This is a genomic window from Nocardia transvalensis NBRC 15921, from assembly GCF_000308875.1.
Classification (GTDB): Bacteria; Actinomycetota; Actinomycetes; order Mycobacteriales; family Mycobacteriaceae; genus Nocardia; species Nocardia transvalensis.
The window spans coordinates 38,374-56,143 of the sequence record NZ_BAGL01000076.1; the positions used below are offsets into that span (position 1 = coordinate 38,374).

Below are 17,770 nucleotides of genomic sequence, written 5' to 3' on the forward strand. Positions count from 1 at the left end.
GGGATTTCCTGGGCCACACCGTATCCGGGCCGGTGCGGGATTATGCACATCCCGCACCGGCCGGAACGGTCACTCCGTGGTGATGGTGCGGACCTCGTCGTCGGCGGGGTCGGTTGATTCGCCGGGGGTGACGAACCAGTGGGTTACCTCGCCGTCGGCGATGTCCGTGGGGGTGTCGCCGGTGGGGACCACCGAGAGGGCGCCCGCGGTGGCGGAGGCCAGGAACTCGGAGACGGCGGGGAGGCCGCCGGTGGCGGTGGTGAACGTGGTCGACTCGTAGTCGATCTCGTTCTCCTCGCGGAGGGCGTCGGCGCGGTCGAGGGCCTCGTCCTGGGTGAGGGTGGTCCAGGCGTCGCCGGCCCGGAGCACGAAGGCCGGGTGGTCCTCGTGCAGCGGGCGGACGCGGTCGGCGTAGGAGACCGGGTGGGTCGCCGCCGCCGCGAGTTCCGCGCGCACCTTCGGATCCGAGGGCACCAGCCAGCGCAGCGAGCTGGCCGCCGGTTCCATCGTGATGCCGAATCCGGCTCCGGCGGAGACGATCTCACCGAAGGACAGGCCGTCGGCGAACAACGATGCGGCGCCGGCCTTCTGGACCGCCCACACCGCGACCACCGCGTCGACCGAGCGCGGCAGGGCGACGGCGACGATATCGCCGGGGCCCACCCCGCGGTCGATCAGCACCCGCGCCAGCTGCGAGGACCGCGAATCCACCACGTGGTACGGAATCTCGTCCTCGCCGGACAGCAACGCCGGCGCCTCCGGATCCTCCTCCACGACCTCGCCCAGCGCCTTGGCCACCGTGCGCGCGCCGACCCGGGACGGCTGCGCCGAATCCGCGCCCGCCACACCGGATTCCGCCAGAATCCGGGCCCGCTCGGACTCGTCGAGGATCTCGATGTCCCCGACCGGCGCCTGCGGATCGTGCACCAGCGACTCCAGGACCCACCGCAGGCGGTTGGACATCGTCTGCATCTCGTCCTGGGTGAACCGGTTGGTGAGGTACTCCAGGCTCAGCCCGATCGTGGCCTCGTCGGTCACCGTCAGCGTCAGCGGGTAGTGGGTACCGCCCTCGAAGCCGACACCGGTCACCGAGACGCCGTCGATGGAACTCGCCGCCGCGATCGCCTCCCGATCCACCGGATAGGACTCGAACACCACCAGCGAATCGAATCCGGCCGCGGCACCCGCAACCCGCTGGATATCGGGCAGACCGACGTAGTGGTGATCGAGCAGCGAAGCCTGCTCACTCTGCAATCCGGTCAGCAGGTCGGCGACCGAACGGCGGCCGTCGGCCCGCACCCGCACCGGCAGCGTGTTGATGAACAGACCCACCATCGACTCGATACCGGGCAGTTCCGGCGGACGACCGGACACGGTCGCGCCGAACACCACATCGTCACGTCCGGTGAGGCGGCCGAGCAGCACGCCCCACGCGGCCTGGATCAAAGTATTCACAGTGATCCCCAGGCCCGCGCAGAACTTCGTCAGCTGCAACGTCCGCTCGGCGTCGAGTTCGGTGTGCACCTTGGCGATCTGGTAGCTCTCCACCGACTTCGGCTGCGGCGCGATCTGCGTCGGCTCGTCGACCCCGGCGAGGGCCTCGGCCCAGGCCGCCAGCGACGCCTCCTTGTCCCGGGTCGTCAACCAGGCCAGGAAGTCCCGGTAGGACACGGGCTCGGGGAGCACCGTCCGGTCGCCACGCACCGCGTACAGCACCAGCAGATCCCGCATCAGCAGCGGCATCGACCAGCCGTCGAACAGGATGTGGTGCGCGGTGACGGCCAGCCGCCAGGTATCCGCACCGGTCCGGAACACCACGAACCGCAGTTGCGGCGCGGTGGCCATATCGAAGCGGGCGGCCCGCTCCTCGACCATCTGCCGCTCCAGCTCGGCGTCGCGCTCGGCCTCGGCGATCTCGGTGAGATCGACTGTGCGCCACGGCACCTCGACGCTGTCGAGCACGATCTGCACCGGCTGACCCGCCGAATCGGTGGTGAACGCGACCCGCAGGTTCGGGTAGCGGTCGATCATGGCCTGCGCCGCGGTCCGCAGCCGCTCCACATCCAGGTCGCCGGTGAAGTCGATGGCGGCCTGCTGGCTGTAGATGTCGACGGTGGACTGGGTCATCATCGCGTGGAACAGCAGACCCGACTGCAGCGGCGACAGCGGCCACACCTCGGTCATGCTCGGATAGGTCCGCTCCCACGCCTGGGCATCGGCCGGCTCGACCTCCACCAGCGGACCGGTCGGCAGTTCCGGCTCGTCGCCGCCGAGCCGTGCGACCGCCGCCAGACCGGCGATGGTCCTGCGCTCGAACACATCCCGCGCGCCGAACCGCACACCGCGCGCCTTCGCCCGCGACACCAGCTGGATCGACAGGATGCTGTTGCCGCCGACGCCGAAGAAGTCGTCGTCGACGCCGATCTCCTCGCGGCCCAGCACATCGGCGAACACCTCGGCGAGCGTGTGCTCCACCGGCGTCGACGGAGCGCGGTAGGCCGTGGTCTCGAACTCGGGTTCCGGCAGCGCCTTGCGGTCGAGCTTGCCGTTCACGTTGAGCGGCAACGCCTCCAGCACCACGAACGCCGCAGGCACCATGTACGACGGCAGTGCGGCCGCGAGTGCGGTGCGAACCCGCTCGACGTCCAGTGCGGCGAGTCCGGCGGTGTCCTGGGTAGCTGAGGACACGGAGCGCGTCGGCACAAGGTAACCCACCAGGCGATCACCAAGCCGCGCATCGGATTTGGCCAGCACCGCGGTCTGCGCCACCTCGGGCAGCGCCAGAATCGCGGCCTCGATCTCGCCCAGTTCGATGCGGAAGCCGCGGATCTTCACCTGGAAGTCGGTGCGGCCCCGGTAGTCCAGCTCGCCGTCCGCCCGCCAGGCGACGAGGTCGCCCGTGCGGTACATCCGGGTGCCCGGCTCGAACGGATTGGCCACGAACCGTTCCGCACTCAGATCCGCGCGGCCGAAGTAGCCTCGCGCAAGCTGCGCACCGGCGAGGTACAGCTCGCCCGGCACACCGGCCGGCACTGGCCGCAGCCGCGAATCCAGCACGTAGACCCGGCTGTTCCAGTCCGGCGCACCGATCGGCACCGACGCCGTATCGGCCGCGGTGACCTCGTGGCTGGTGATCGACACCGCCGCCTCGGTCGGGCCGTACAGGTTGAACAGGCCCGCCTTCGGGTTGCCGCGCCGGAACCGCTGCGCGGTCGCACCCGGCAGCGCCTCACCGATGGCCAGCACCCGGAGTAGCGAATCACCCAGCGCCCCACCGGATTCGGTGAGCAGCGCGTCCAGCATCGAGGGCACCACGTGCAGTGTGGTCACCGACTCGCGGCGCATCAGGTCGTTCAGGTACTCCGGATCCTGATGCCCGTCGGCGGTGGCGATCACCAGGCGGCCACCGCAGACGGCGGCGGTCCAGAACTCCCACACCGAGAGGTCGAAGGTCGCCGCGGTCTTCAGCAACACCGCGTCGTCGGCGCCGAGCCCGAATTCCGCGGTCTCCCAGAGCAACTGGTTGACGATCGCGGCGTGCGGCACCGCTACACCCTTCGGGCGGCCCGTCGAACCCGACGTGAAGATCACGTACGCCGTGTTCTCCGGGCGCAGCGGGGCAACGCGCTCCGCATCGGTCACCGGCTCGCCCGGCAGCGCCGAGAGATCCAGCTCGTCGATCCGCAGCACCTTGTCCGCGATCGCGGCGGGAGCCTCGAATCCGGCCGCGGCCGAGGTGAGGACACGCACCGGCTCGGCGGTCTCGAGGATGTAGCCCACGCGCTCGCCGGGCTGATCCGGATCCACCGGCACGTACGCGCCACCGGCGACCGACACCGCGTACATCGCGACCACCAGGTCCACCGAGCGCCGGAAGGCCAGCGCCACCCGCGATTCCGGTCCGACACCCTCCGAGATCAGGTGCCGCGCCAGGCGGTTCACCCGCTCGCCGAGTTCGGCGTAGGTGATCGCGGTACCGTCCGGCCCGACCAGCGCCACGGCCTCCGGCGTCGCCGCGACCGTGCGGTCCAGCAGCGAGACCAGTGTCAGCGACCGATCCACCTCGTGCCCGGTCGCGTTGTGGCCCATGATCAGGGCGGCCCGCTCACCGTCGGCCAGCAGTTCGATATCGCCCACCGCGTCGGTCGGCGCGGCCACGATCTTGCGCAGCAGCCGCACGAAGCGCTCGGCGAACCGCTCCACGGTGGCGGCGTCGAACAGGTCGGTGGCGTAGGTGAGCACACCGCCCATCCCGATCGGCGCGCCCGCGTCGTCGTAGCCGTCCGACACGATGAGGTGCAGGTCGAACTGCGACACCTGGGTGTCGTAGTCCACGCCCGACAGGCTCAGTCCCGGCAGCTCCAGGCTGGTGCGGCCCAGGTTCTGGAACGACAGGCCGACCTGGAACAGCGGGTGGTGCGCCGTGGACCGGACGGGGTTGAGCACCTCGACCAGCCGCTCGAACGGCACATCCGCGTGCGCGAACGCCTGCAGATCCGAATCCCGTTGCCGCGCCAGCAGTTCCGCGAACGACTCGTCGCCGTCCACCCGCGTGCGGAACACCAGGGTGTTGACGAACATGCCGATCAGATCGTCCAGCTCGCGCTCGCCGCGGCCCGCCATCGGCGTACCGATCGCGATATCGCCGGTGCCCGAGAGCCTGGACAGCAGCACCGCGAAGGCGGTGTGCACGACCATGAACAGCGTCGCGCTCTCGCCGCGCGCCAGATCCATCAGCGCGCCGTGCAGTTCGCCGTCGATCTCGATCGCGACCTTGGCGCCGGCGAACGACTGCACCGCCGGGCGCGGCCGGTCCGCGGGCAGATCCAGCTGATCCGGCAGGTCCGCCAGCGCGGACTTCCAGTAGTCGATCTGCTTGGCGGCCAGCGATTCCGGATCGTCCTCGCTGCCCAGCAGCTCGCGCTGCCAGACCGCGTAGTCCGCGTACTGGACGGCCAGCGGCGCCCAGCTCGGCGGCTCGCCCGCGGCACGGGCCGCGTAGGCCGTCATGACGTCGCGGGTCAGCGGGGCCATCGACGAACCGTCACCGGAGATGTGGTGGACGACCATCGCCAGCACGTACTCGCGAGCGCCCTCGGGGGCGTCGGTGATCTCGAAGACCGCGACCCGCAGCGGCACCGTGCTGGTGACGTCGAAGGAGGTCGACACCACGCCGAGCACCGCGGACTCGATCTCCGCGGCGGCGACCGTGCCGAACTCCACCTCCGGAACCGCCTGTGCCACCGGCAGGATCACCTGCACCGGGCCCGACTCCGTCTCCGGGTACACCGTGCGCAGCACCTCGTGCCGGGCCACCACGTCGGCGACCGCCGACCGCAGCGCGGCCAGGTTCAGATCACCGGTCAGGCGCACCGCCATGGGCACGTTGTAGGCCGAGGACCCCTGATCGAACTGGTTGAGGAACCACATCCGCTGCTGCGCCAGCGACAGCGGTATGTTCTCCGGCCGCTCGATCTCGCCCAGTACCGGCGCACCCGTATCGCGGGTGTGCGATTCGATCGCCGCCGCGAACGCGGTGACCGTGGACCGCTCGAACAGCGTCCGCACCGGCACCCGGCTGCCCACCGCCGTGCCCACGCGGGCGATGACCTGCGTGGCGATCAGCGAGTTGCCGCCGAGCGCGAAGAAGTCGTCGTCCGCACCGATCCGCTCGACACCGAGCACCTCGGCGAACACGCCCGCCACGATCTCCTCGATCGGGGTGGACGGCGCCCGGAACTCGCGGCGGGTGAACGTCGGCGCGGGCAGCGCCTTGCGGTCCAGCTTGCCGCTCGGGTTGAGCGGGAACGCGTCCAGCGCGATGACCTGCGACGGCACCATGTAGGCGGGCAGGTTGCGCGCCGCCACCGCCAGCAGCGAATCCTGATCGATCCGCTCGCCGGGCGCGGGCACCGCGTAGACCACCAGCTGATCGCCCAGCTCCGAGGACACCACCAGCGCGACGGCCTGGCTGACCGACGGCTCCGCCAGCAGCACCGACTCGATCTCGCCCAGCTCGATGCGCTGACCACGGAACTTCACCTGGAAGTCGGCGCGTCCGATGTACTCGAGCACCCCCTCGCCGTCGACCTCACGCCACACGACCAGGTCACCGGTGCGGTACATCCGCTCGCCGTTCGCCCCGAAGGGATTGGCCACGAAGCGATCCGAGGTGAGGTCGGGCCGCCGCAGGTAACCGCGGGCCAGCTGGTCACCGGCCAGGTACAACTCGCCCACAACACCCGCAGGCACCGGCCGCAGCCGCGAATCCAGCACGTACAGCTGGGAATTGGCCTCCGGCCGGCCGATCGGCACGCTCGGGCTCTCGGTGCCCGTGGCGGTCCAGTGGGCGACGGTGATCGCCGCCTCGGTCGGCCCGTACAGGTTGTGCACCGCGGCGTCGGAGATCTCGTGCACCGCGGTGACGGTCTCCGGCGGCAGCGCCTCACCGGCCGCGAACACCGTCCGCAGCGTCGGCAGCGCGCCGGCCGCGGTGTGGGTCGCGAGCACCGTCAGCATGGACGGCACGAAGTCGGTGAACGTGACGCCCTGCGCGGCAATGGTTTCCGCGAGGTACAGCGGATCCCGGTGGCCGTCGGGGGTGGCGACGACCAGGGTCGCCCCGACGCGCAGGGTCATGAAGTAGCCCCACAGCGAGACGTCGAACGTCGTCGGCGTCTTCTGCAGGTACACGTCCTCCGCGGTCATCGGGTAGGCCGTCAGCATGACGGTGATCTGGTTGTTGATCGCCGCGTGCGAGACCGCCACACCCTTCGGGCGGCCGGTCGAGCCCGAGGTGAACAGCACGTACGCCGGGTTGTCCGGGCGCACCGGAGCCAGCAGCTCGTCGTCCTCGAGCGGCGAGACCTCGAAGCCGTCGAGATCGACGGTGTCCAGGTTCATCACCTCGATGCCCTCGGGCACCGGCACCTCGTCCACGGTCCGGGTCAGCACGCAGACCGGCTGCGCGGTCTCCAGCACGTGCGCGATGCGCTCGGCCGGATGATCCGGATCCAGCGGCACGTACGCGCCACCGGCGGTGAGGATCGCGTACATGCCGACCACCAGGTCCAGCGACCGCCGGATCGACAGGCCCACCAGCGATTCCGGTCCGACGCCCTGGTAGATCAACCGGCGCGCCAGCAGATTCACCCGCTCGTCGAACTCGCGGTAGGTCAGCGTATCGCCCTCGTAGGACACGGCGATCCGATCCGGATGCGCCGCGACCGCACGGCGATAGCCGTCCAGCAGCAGTTCCGGCGCGACCTCCTCGCGAGTGTCGTTCCACTCCACCAGGATTCGTTCGCGCTCGGCCGGCTCGAGGATATCGAGGTCGCGGACGTCGCCGCCGGCCAGCAGGCCGTCGATGATCGTCGTCAGGCGGGAGGCCAGCACGTCGGCCTCCTCGGCGGAGAACCGGCTCAGCAGGTGCTCGAGCACGATCTCGATCGTCTGCTCGGCCTTGACCAGCAGCGTCATCGGGTAGTGGGTGCCGCCGATCATGCCGGCGCCGACCACCGACACACCGTCGATCGCGCTCGCGGCCGTGATCGCGTCCTTGTCCACCGGATAGGACTCGAACACCACCAGCGAGTCGAACTGCGCGCCGATCCCCGCGGCCCGCTGGATATCGGGCAGGCCCACGTAGTGGTGGTCCAGCAGGTCCGCCTGCTCGCCCTGCAACCCGGTCAGCAGCTGGGCGACGGTCGCGGAATCGTCCATCCGCACCCGCACCGGGAGCGTGTTGATGAACAGGCCCACCATGGATTCGACGCCCGGCAGGTCGGCCGGGCGGCCGGACACCGTCGCGCCGAACACCACGTCGTCGCGGCCGGTGATCCGGCCGACCAGCACCGCCCAGGCCGCCTGCACCAGCGTGTTCACGGTGATGCCGAGGTCGGCGCAGTAGGCGGTCAGGCGGCGGGTGTACTCCGCGTCCAGCGTGACGACGCGGTGACCGGTCGCGTAGGTCTCCTCCGACTTCGGTGGCGGCGCAAGCTGAGTCGGCTCGTCGACACCGGCGAGCGCCCGGGTCCAGGCCCGCAGCGACTCGTCGCGGTCGCGACCGGACAGCCAGGCCAGGAACGTGCGGTAGGACGGCACCCGCGGCAGCGCCGCGGTCTCGCCGTGCACCGCGTACAGCACCAGCAGGTCCTGCATGAGCAGCGGCATCGACCAGCCGTCGAACAGGATGTGGTGCGCGGTGATCGACAGGTGCCACGCGGTCTCGCCGGTGCGGTACACCGCGAACCGCAGTAGCGGCGCGGTCCCCATGTCGAAGTGCGTGAGCCGGTCGGCCTCGAGCCGCCGCTGCACTTCGGCGGCGCGATCGGCCTCGGGCAGATCGGTGAGATCGGCCTCCTGCCAGGGCACCTCGACCCGATCCAGCACGATCTGCACCGGCTCGCCCTGCGAATCGGCGACGAAGACCACCCGCAGGTTCGGGTAGCGCTCCAGGATGCCCTGCGCGGCGCGGCGCAACCGCTCCACGTCCAGCGCGCCCTCGAAGTCCACGACCGCCTGCTGGGTGTAGACGTCGACCGTCGCCGCGCTCAGCATCGCGTGGAACAGCAGACCGGATTGCAGCGACGACAGCGGCCACACATCGGCCACGGCCGGGTACTGCCGCTCCCACACCTCGATATCGGACTGCGTGGTGCGCACCAGCGGCAGATCCGACGGGGTCAGGCCGCCGACGTCGGTTCCGCGCGCGTGGTCGGCGAGCGCCGTGAGCGCCTCGACCCACAGGTCCGCGACCTGCTGTGCCTGCTCGCGGGTGAGCAGGCCCGCCGGGAACGCGAAGGATGCGTTCAGCTGCGGGCCGTCCTCGCCGTCCGTGACGATCGCGTTGATGTCGAGCACGCCGTTGGCCGGCATCTCGGCATCCTGCACCGCCGACAGCTCGCCCAGGTCGTCCACCGGCACCCAGCCGATCTCGGCGAACTGCGCGGGCACGTCGGCCGCCGAGACGCGGCCCAGGTAGTTGAAGCTGATCTGGCCCACGGCGCCCAGCGCGGACGCGGTCTCCGGGTTCAGATAGCGCAGCAGGCCGTAGCCGAGGCCCTTGTCGGGCACCGACAGCACCTGCTCCTTGACCGACTTGACGATCCGCCCGGCGGCCGCGCCGCCCGCGAAGGCCTCGGTGAGGTTCGCGCCCGCCAGATCGAGCCGGACGGGGTACACGCTGGTGAACCAGCCCACCGTGCGCGACAGATCGGCGCCGGGGACCACGTCCTCCTCGCGGCCGTGCCCTTCCAGCCGGACGAGCACCGCGTCGCCCGCCTGCACGCCGCGCCAGCGGGTGACGGCCATGGCCAGCGCGGACAGCAGTCCGTCGTTGGCGCCGCCGTGGTACAGGCCGGGCAGTGCGGTGAGCACCGCGTCGGTCACCGCGGCGGGCACGCTCACGCGCACCGAGTCCACGGTCGCGTTGGTGTCGACGGCCGGATCGAAGGCCCGCGCGCCGAGCAGCGGATCCGGCGTGGCCGAAATCTGCTGCCAGAACGGCAGTTCCGCGGTCCGCTCGGCCGCCGCGTCGACGAGGGCGTGCGCCCAGCGCCGCACGGAGGTCCCGTTCTCGGGCAGCGCCACCGGCTGCCCCGCGACCAGCTGCGACCAGGCGGTCGCCAGGTCCGGGATCACGATGCGCCAGGACACGCCGTCGACCACGAAGTGGTGCGCCACGATCAGCAGAATGCCCGGACGGTCGCCCTCGAAGGCGAACCAGACGAATTGCGCCATAGCCGCATTCGCCGTGTCCAGACGATCCAGCGCCGCGTCGTATTCCGCGTTCGCGATCCGCGTCAGCTCCGCGTCGGCGATATCGCCCGCGAGATCCACGCGCCGGAGCAGTGCGTCGACGTCGACCGCTCCCCGATCGAGAGCCTCGAACCGCCAACCGCTTTCGGCGTCGCCGCGCAGTCGCGTGCGCAGCACGTCGTGGTGATCGAAGACCGCGCCGATGGTCGCGACCAGCGTCGCGCGATCGATACCGTCGGGCAGCCGCAGCGTCATCGACTGCGAGAACCGCTCGTACGAGCCGCCTTCCGCGTTCGACAGCACCGAGGCCATGAACGGCAGCACCGGGATGTCGCCGATGCCGCCGCCCGGCAGTTCGGCGAGCCGCTGCCGCTCGGCGTCGGCCGCGCTCGTGGCGACCTCGGCCAGCCCGGCGACGGTGCGCCGCTCGAACACGTCGCGCGGCGAGAACACCACGCCCCGCGCCTTCGCCCGCGACACCAGCTGGATGGACAGGATGCTGTCGCCGCCCAGCGAGAAGAACGAGTCGTCGACGCCGACCCGCTCCAGGCCCAGCACCTCCGCGACCACCTCGGCGATGACCGCCTCGGTATCGCTGGTGGGCGCGCGGTATTCGTGCAGCGTCAGCTCCGGATCGGGCAGCGCCCGCCGGTCCAGCTTGCCGACCGAGCTGACCGGGATCTCGTCGATCACCATGATCACCGTCGGCACCATGTACTCCGGCACCCGCCCGGCGACGAACTCCGACACCCGGTTCACGTCGACGGCGCGCTCCGGGGCCGCCTTTACGTACGCCACCAGGATGTCCGCGCCGGCCTCGGTCTTGCGGCCCACGGTGACGGCGAAGTCGACATCCGGATGCGCGGTGAGCGCCGCGTCGATCTCGCCGAGTTCGATGCGGAAACCGCGCACCTTGACCTGGAAGTCGGTGCGGCCGATGTAGTCCAGGAAGCCGGGCTCGTGCCACATCACCAGGTCACCGGTGCGGTACATGCGCTCGCCGGTGCCGAACGGGTTGGCCACGAAGCGATCCGAGGTCAGATCCGGACGCGCCACATAGCCGCGCGCCAGCTGATCGCCCGCGAGATACAGCTCACCCGCGACACCCACCGGCACCGGCCGCAGCCGCGAATCCAGCACGTACGCACGCGAATTCCATTCCGGGCGGCCGATCGGGACGCTCAGCCGCTCCTCGCCCGTCGCGGGCCAGTAGGTGATCGTCACCGCGGCCTCGGTCGGGCCGTACAGGTTGAACACCGCCGCGTCCGATACCGCGCGGATCGCGGCGACGGTCTCCGGCTGAAGCGCCTCACCGACCACGAACATGGTGCGCAGCGTCGGGATCGACCCCGGCGCGGTCTGCGCGGCGAAGACGTTCAGCATCGACGGAATGAAGTCCGTCATCGTCACGCCCTGCGCCGCGATGGTTTCCGCGAGATAGATCGGATCGCGGTGGCCGTCGTGCGTGGCGACGACGAGCTTCGCACCCGCCCGCAGGGGCATGAAGTAGCCCCACAGCGACACGTCGAAGGTCGTCGCGGTCTTCTGGAAGTAGACGTCGTCCACGCCCAGCGGGTACTCCGCCAGCATGAAGGTCGTCTGGTTGTGAATCGCGGAGTGCGACACCGCGACACCCTTCGGGCGGCCCGTCGACCCCGACGTGAAGATCACGTACGCCGCGTGCTCCGGGAGCACCGGACGCAGCAGTTCCTCGGCGCGCACCGGGCTCGCGTCGTGGCCCGAGAGATCCAGCGACTCCAGCAGCACGACCGGCGCATCCTCGGGCAGCGGCACCTCGTCCTCGGCCCGGGTGAGCACGCACACCGGATCGGCGGTCTCCAGCACGTACGCGGTGCGGTCGGCCGGGTGGTCCGGATCCAGCGGCACGTACGCGCCGCCCGCGGTGATCACCGCGTACATGGCGACCACCAGGTCCAGCGATCGCCGGATACCCAGGGCGACAAAGGATTCCGCACCCACGCCACGCGAGATCAGCTCGCGGGCAAGGCGGTTGACCCGCTCGTCGAATTCGCGATAGGTCAGCTCGTCGCCCTCGTAGACCACCGCGACCCGATCCGGATGCGCGGCGACCGTGCGGCGGTAGCCGTCGAGCAACAGCTCGGAGGCGATCTCGTGGCGAGTGTCGTTCCACTCCACCAGGATTCGATCGCGCTCGGCATTGCCGAGGACGTCGATGTCGGCGACCCGGCCACGCGGGTCGGCCAGCAGCTCGTCCACGATCCGCACCAGCCGCGTCGCCAGCGTCTCCATCTCCGCGGCGGTGAAGCGGCTCAGCAGGTGCTTGAGGGTCAGCACGATGGTCGACTCGGCGGTGACCATCACGGTGATCGGATAGTGGGTGTCGTCGTTGATGCCCGCGTCGAGCACCGACATGCCGTCGATGGAGCTGGTCTCGGCGATCGCCGCCTTGTCCACCGGGTAGGACTCGAACACGATCAGCGAGTCGAACTGCGCGCCGACCCCCGCGACCCGCTGGATCTCGGGCAGGCCCACGTAGTGGTGATCGAGCAGATCCGCCTGCTCACCCTGCAATCCGGTCAGCAACTGAGCGACCGTCGCCTGGTTGTCGACCCGCACCCGCACCGGGAGCGTGTTGATGAACAGGCCGACCATCGTCTCGATGCCGGGCAGTTCCGCCGGGCGGCCGGACACCGTGGCACCGAACACCACGTCGTCGCGACCGGTCATGCGGGACACCAGCACGCCCCACGCGGCCTGGACCAGCGTGTTCACGGTGATGCCGAGTTCGGCGCACAGGCGCTTGACGCGCTCGGTGCGGTCGGCGTCGATCTCGACGACCCGCTTGCCGATCTCGAAGGTCTCGTCCAGCGAGGTCTGCGGCGCCAGCTGCGTGGGTTCGTCCACGCCGTCCAGTGCCTGCCGCCAGGTGTCCAGCGACTGCTGCTTGTCCCGGGCGGCGAGCCAGCCGAGGTAGTTGCGGTAGGACGCCGGGCGGCCGAGCGCGGCGGCGTCGCCGCGCACCGCGTACAGCACCAGCAGATCCCGCATGAGCAGCGGCATCGACCAGCCGTCGAGCAGGATGTGGTGGGTCGTGATGACCAGCTGCCACTCGTCCGCCGCGGTCCGGTAGACGGTGTAGCGCAGCAGCGGCGGCGCGGACAGGTCGAAGTGCGTCGCCCGGTCCTCGGCGACGAGCCGATCGAGTTCCGCGGTCCGGCGGTCCGCCGGGACGCCGGTGAGATCCACCTCGCGCCACGGCACCTCGATGCGATCGAGCACCACCTGCACGGAGCTGCCGTCGTCGGAGGCGACGAAGGCGGTCCGCAGGTTCGGGTAGCGCTCGAGCACCGCCTGCGCGGCATCACGCAGGCGCGCGGTGTCGAGGGTTCCGCCGAGGCGCACCACCGCCTGGATGGTGTAGACGTCGAACGTCGCCTGGGTGAGCAGCGCGTGGAACAGCAGACCCGACTGCAGCGTGGACAGCGGCCACACCTCGGTCAGGTTCGGGTAGCGCCGCTCCCAGCCCTCGATATCGGACTGCGTGGCGCGCACCAGCGCCAGATCCGACGGGGTGAACCCGCCGACGTCGGGTCGCCGGGCGTGGGTGGCCAGCGCGGTCAGCGCCGCGACCCACAGATCGGCGAATTCCTGTGCGCGATCACGGGTCAGGAGTCCGGACGGGTAGGCGAAGGTGGCGCCCAGCTGCGGGCCCGCCTCGCCGTCGGTGACGATCGCGTTGATGTCGACGGTCGCGTTGGCCGGCATATCCGCGTCCATCAGCGCGTCCAGCTCGCCCAGGTCGTCCACCGGCACCCAGCCCAGCTCGCCGAACTGTTCCGAGGCGTCGCCGGTCGAGACGCGGCCCAGGTAGTTGAAGCTGATCTGGCCCACGGTGCCCAGCGCCGGGCCGGTCTCCGGGTTCAGATAGCGCAGCAGACCGTGGCCGAGGCCCTTGTCGGGCACCGACAGCAGCTGCTCCTTGACCGATTTGACGATGCGCCCCACCGCGTCTCCGCCCGCGAAGGCCTCGCCGAGGTCCGCGCCCGCCAGGTCCAGCCGGACCGGGTAGACGGTCGTGAACCAGCCCACCGTGCGCGACAGGTCGGCGCCGGGGACCACGTCCTCCTCGCGGCCGTGGCCCTCGAGGCGGATGAGCGTCGCCTCGGCCCGGTCGCCGCGCCAGCGCGCGGCGGCCATGGCCAGCGCCGACAGCAGGCCGTCGTTGACGCCGCCGTGGTAGAGGCCCGGGATCGCGGTCAGCACCGCGTCGGTGACCTCGGGCGGCAGGGTGACCTGCACCCGCTCCACGGTCGCGTTGGTGTCGACCGCCGGATCGAACGGCCGCGCGCCGAGCAGCGGATCCGGCGTGGCCGAAACCTGCTGCCAGAACGGCAGTTCCGCGACACGGCTCGGTGCGGTGGCCTCGTCGGCCAAGGCGTGTGCCCAGCGCCGCATCGACGTTCCGTTCGCGGGCAGGGCGACCGGCTGGTCCGCCACCAGCTGCGACCAGGCCGTGGCGAGGTCCGGGATCAGGATGCGCCAGGAGACGCCGTCGACCACGAAGTGGTGGCCCGCGATGAGCAGGACGTCACGGCGATCGGGGAAGGCGAACCAGACGAACTGCACCATCGCGGCGTTCGCCGGATCCAGACGGCCCAGCGCCGCGTCGTATTCCGCGCTGGACAGCGTGGCCAGCTCGTCGTCGGTGATCCCGGCGGGCACCTCGACGCGGTGCACGAGGGCGTCGACATCGACCGCGCCGCGGTCGAGAGCCTCGAACTGCCAACCGTTTTCGAGGTCGCCGAGCAACCGTGTGCGCAGGACGTCGTGGTGATCGAAGACCGCGCCGATGGTCGCGACCAGCGTCTCGCGATCGATACCGTCGGGCAGCCGCAGCGTCATCGACTGCGAGAACCGCTGGTACGACGAGCCGCTCGACAGGAACTGGGTCATGACCGGGAGCAGCGGGATCTCGCCCACGCCGCCGCCGGGCAGTTCGGCCAGCACCACTCGCTCGGCGGCCACGCCCGAGGCCGCGACCTCGGCCAGGCCCGCCACCGACCGCTGCTCGAACACGTCGCGCGGCGAGAACACCACGCCCCGCGCCTTGGCCCGCGACACCAGCTGGATGGACAGGATGCTGTCGCCGCCGAGCGAGAAGAACGAATCGTCCAGGCCGACCCGGTCGACGCCGAGCACATCGGCGAACACCTCGGCGATGATCGATTCGGTTTCGCTTGCGGGAGCGCGGTATTCGCGCGTTCCGAGCACCGGTTCCGGCAGGGCGCGGCGATCCAGCTTGCCGACCGGGGTCAGCGGGATCTCGTCGAGCACCATGATCGACGTCGGCACCATGTACTCCGGCAGCGACGCGGCCACGTGGTCGGTCAGCTCCGCCACGTCGACCGTGCGACCGGCGGCGGCGCGCACGTAGGCGACCAGGATGGTGGTCCCCGCCTCGGTCTTGTGCCCGACGGTCACCGCGAAGTCGACCGTCTCGTGCGCCACCAGCGCGGCGTCGATCTCGCCCAGTTCGATCCGGAAACCGCGCACCTTCACCTGGAAGTCGGAGCGGCCCACATACTCGACCTCGCCCGACTCGGTCCAGCGCACGACGTCACCGGTCCGGTACATCCGCTCGCCCAGCGCCGCACCGTTACCCCCGACGCCCTCCGCACCACTACCCCGAGCGCCAGCGAAGGGGTTGGCCACGAACCGATCCGCCGTCAGCCCCGCGCGGGCGTGATATCCCCGCGTCAGCTGGATGCCCGACAGGTACAGCTCACCCGCGACACCCACTGGGACCGGTCGCAGTCGCGAATCCAGGATCAGTGACTGCATGCCGCGGATCGGGCCGCCGATGGTGACCGTGTCGCCCGGCACCAGCGCATCGCTGATGTTGGTCATGATGGTGGTCTCGGTCGGCCCGTACCCGTTGTGCACGGAGCGAATCGGGCCACCCTCACCCAGCGGAACCGCCCAGCGCGCGATCAGATCCGCCGGTACGGCCTCGCCACCGGCGACCAGGACCCGCAGGCTGTCGAGGCCCGCCGGGTCGATGGTCGCCAGCGCCGACGGCGTGATGAAGGCGTGCGTGACGCCCTCGCCGCGGATCAGTTCGGACAGCTCCTCGCCGCCGTACACGCCCGTGGGCACGACCACCAGCGCACCGCCCGCACCGATCGCGAGCAGGAACTCGAGGATCGAGGCGTCGAAGCTCGGCGACGCGAAATGCAGTGCGCGCGAATCGGAGTCGAGGTCGTAACGCTCGGCCTGTTCGGCGCAGAAGTTGGCCAGGCCGGCATGGGTGACCACGACGCCCTTCGGCAGGCCGGTCGACCCGGAGGTGTAGATGACGTAGGCCGGATGCGCCGGGCGCAGCGGCCGCACGCGGTCGGCCGCGGTGACGGCCGCGGCGTCGAACCCGTCGAGGTCGAGGTCGTCGAGAACCAGCCACTCCACCGACTCGGGCAGGTCGCCGCGGACCGCCTCGGTGGTCAGGCCGATCGGCGAACCGGAGTCGGTGACCATGTGCGCGATGCGGTCGGCCGGGTAGGCCGGATCGATCGGCACGAAGGCCGCGCCGCTCTTGGACACCGCCCATTCGGCGAAGTACGAATCCGCCGAGCGCGGCACGGCGATCGCCACCAGGTCCTCGGCGCCGATACCGCGCTCGATCAGCAAGCGCGCCAGGCGGTTCGACCGCTCGTCCAGCTCGCGGTAGCTGAGCCGGGTGTCGCGATAGACGACCGCCAGGGCCTCCGGATCGCGCGCGACGGCCTCCGCCAGCAGTTCCGGCAGGGTCCGCGCGGGCACGGCGGGCGCGCCGGTTCGCGCGACCAGATCGTCGCGCTCCTCGGCCGCCAGGATCTCCAGATCGCCGACCGGCGTCTGCGGGCGGGCGATGATCTCCCGCAGCAGCCGCGTGAAGCGATCCGCGAAGCCCTCGACCGTGTCCTCGTCGAAAAGGTCACGCGCGAAGGAGAATTCGGCGAGCATGCGCGAACCGTCGGCCGCCTCGCGGACGGTCAGCGACAGGTCGAACTTCTCGATACCGGCCTCGAATTCGACCGCCCCGACCCGCAGGCCGGGCAGTTCGAACGCCGTCTCGGGCAGGTTCTCGAACGACAGCGCCACCTGGAACAGCGGGTTGCGCGCGGTCGACCGCTCCGGCTGGAGCAGTTCGACCAGCCGCTCGAACGGGATGTCGGCGTGCGCGAACGCCTGCAGATCCGTATCGCGGGTGCGCGAGAGCAGTTCGCCGAAGCTCAGCTGCCCGGTCACCTCGGTGCGCAGCACGACCGTGTTGACGAACATGCCGATCATGTCGTCGAGTTCGGCCTCGCCGCGGCCCGCGATCGGGCTGCCTACGGCGATGTCCTCGGTCCCCGACAGCCGGGCCAGGAAGACCGCGAGGGCGGTGTGCACGACCATGAACAGCGTCGTGTTCCGCTCGCGCGCGATCTGTCCCAGCGCGGTCCGCAGTTCGGTGTCGATCGGGAAGACCACGCGCCCACCGCGATACGACGGCACGGTCGGCCGCGGCCGGTCGGCGGGCAGGTTCAGCTCGTCGGGCACGCCGTCCAGCGCGGTGCGCCAGTAATCCGCCTGCGCGGAGATCAGGCTCTCCGGATCGTCCTCCGCGCCCAGCACGCGGCGCTGCCACACGCTGAAGTCGGCGTACTGCACCGGCAGCGGCGACCAGTCGGGCGCCTCGCCGGCGGTGCGGGCGGTGTAGGCGATCATCACGTCGCGGGTCAGCGGGGCCATCGACCAGCCGTCCGCGGTGATGTGGTGGGCCACGAACACCAGCACGTGCTCGACCGCGTCCGTGTCGACGCGCAGCAGCCGGGCCCGCAGCGGGACCTCCGCCGTCACGTCGAATCCGGTGGTGATCAGCTCGGCGATGGTGTCCCGCAACGCCTCCGGGCGCACCGCGACCGGGGTGAGGTCCGGGAGGGCCTGCGCGGCGGGCAGCACCACCTGGTGCGCCGCGCCCTCGGCCTCGGGGTAGACCGTGCGCAGGATC

The 17,770-nt window shown here is 70.8% G+C and carries 1 protein-coding gene; it reads right to left on the reverse strand.

Annotated elements, in window-relative coordinates; all coding sequences use genetic code 11:
* Positions 1–69: 69 nt before the first annotated feature.
* Positions 70–17,770: non-ribosomal peptide synthetase (locus ON41_RS27355; protein WP_051162609.1), on the reverse strand; the 17,701-nt coding region annotated here is incomplete at its 5' end.